We start from the raw sequence: 1,166 nt of genomic DNA, 5'->3' as shown, positions 1-1,166 counted from the left end.
CGGTGCGACTCGCGCCGCACGTCGTCGGTCGAGAACCCCGCCTCGGGCGGGCTGTCCACCGCGGCCCGGAAGGCGGCCGTCAGCTTGTCGTCGTCCATCTCCGTCACCCCGCAGCCCTCATGTCGTCCAGCGAGTCCCCCAGGATCCCGCGCAGCGCGGCCAGCCCGTGCGAGGTCTGGCTCTTCACCGTGCCCTCCGAGCAGCCGAGCGCGGCGGCCGTGCCCGCCACGTCGAGCCCCTCCAGGTAGCGGAGGACCAGCACCGCGCGCTGGCGGGCGGGCACCGAGCGGAGGGCCTCCACGAGGGTGGTCCGGGTCGCGACGTCCGCGTCGCTGCGGGCCACGTCCGGTGTCCGGTCGGTCGACCGCTCCCGACGCCAGGGCCGCCGCGACTCGTCGACCACCGCCCTGACCAGTGTCTTCCGCACCCAGGCGTCGAGCGCCCGCGGGTCCCGGATCCGCCGCCAGTGCCGGTGCAGCGCCACGAACGCGGACTGGGCGTGGTCGTCCGCCCGGTGCCAGTCCCCGCAGAGCAGGTAGGCCGTGCGCCGCACGGTGTCCCGGCGCGCGCGGAAGTACTCGGCGAAGGCGCGCTCCTCGGCGTCGTCCACGGCTCTCCTTCCTCTGCGCTCAGCGTGACCTCTGCGCGGCCTCTGCGCGGCCTCTGCGCGGCCTCTGCGAGATCAGGACGGATCGGGCGGCACACACGGTTGCACGTCACCTCGGGGATCACCCGTCCGGCCCAACGTCGTGACCGTTTCGTGACCCCAGCGCAACGCCGACCGGGTCACCTGACACAATCCGCATCCGATGCGGACCCCCACGCGAACCCGACGACCTGCGGCGAAGGTGCCCGACGACGCGCCCGTCGACCTGCGCTCGGACACCGTCACCCGGCCCACCCCCGAGATGCGGCGGGCGATGGCGGAGGCGGAGGTCGGGGACGACGTCCTCGACCACGACCCCACGATGGCCGCGCTCGAGGAGCGGGTCGCCGGGCTGCTCGGCGCCTCGGCCGCGCTGTGGACGCCCAGCGGCTCGATGGGGAACCTGATCGCCCTGATGGCGCACCTGCAGCGCGGGGACTCCTTCCTCGCGCCCGCGGGCGCCCACGTGCTCGACGCCGAGCTGGGCACGGCGGCGTGGCTGGCGGGCGGCATGCCGCGT

At 75.0% G+C, this 1,166-nt stretch carries 2 protein-coding genes; one reads left to right on the top strand and one right to left on the bottom strand.

All coding sequences use genetic code 11. From position 1 onward, the window contains the following. Nucleotides 1–103 precede the first annotated feature (103 nt). Entirely contained in the window at nt 104–610 is a 507-nt protein-coding gene (locus H5J29_RS33590) for a SigE family RNA polymerase sigma factor (protein ID WP_181784893.1), read from the bottom strand. 199 nt (nt 611–809) lie between these two features. On the opposite strand from H5J29_RS33590, the gene H5J29_RS33585 reads away from it, so the two are divergent. After that, the coding region (locus H5J29_RS33585; RefSeq protein ID WP_220188244.1) for a beta-eliminating lyase-related protein at nt 810–1,166 on the top strand (357 nt) is incomplete at its 3' end.

Source organism: Pseudonocardia pini (genome assembly GCF_013870575.1).
GTDB lineage: Bacteria > Actinomycetota > Actinomycetes > Mycobacteriales > Pseudonocardiaceae > Pseudonocardia > Pseudonocardia pini.
Note: the sequence above shows the minus strand (reverse complement) of the source record. Positions and strands in the feature narration are given on the sequence as shown.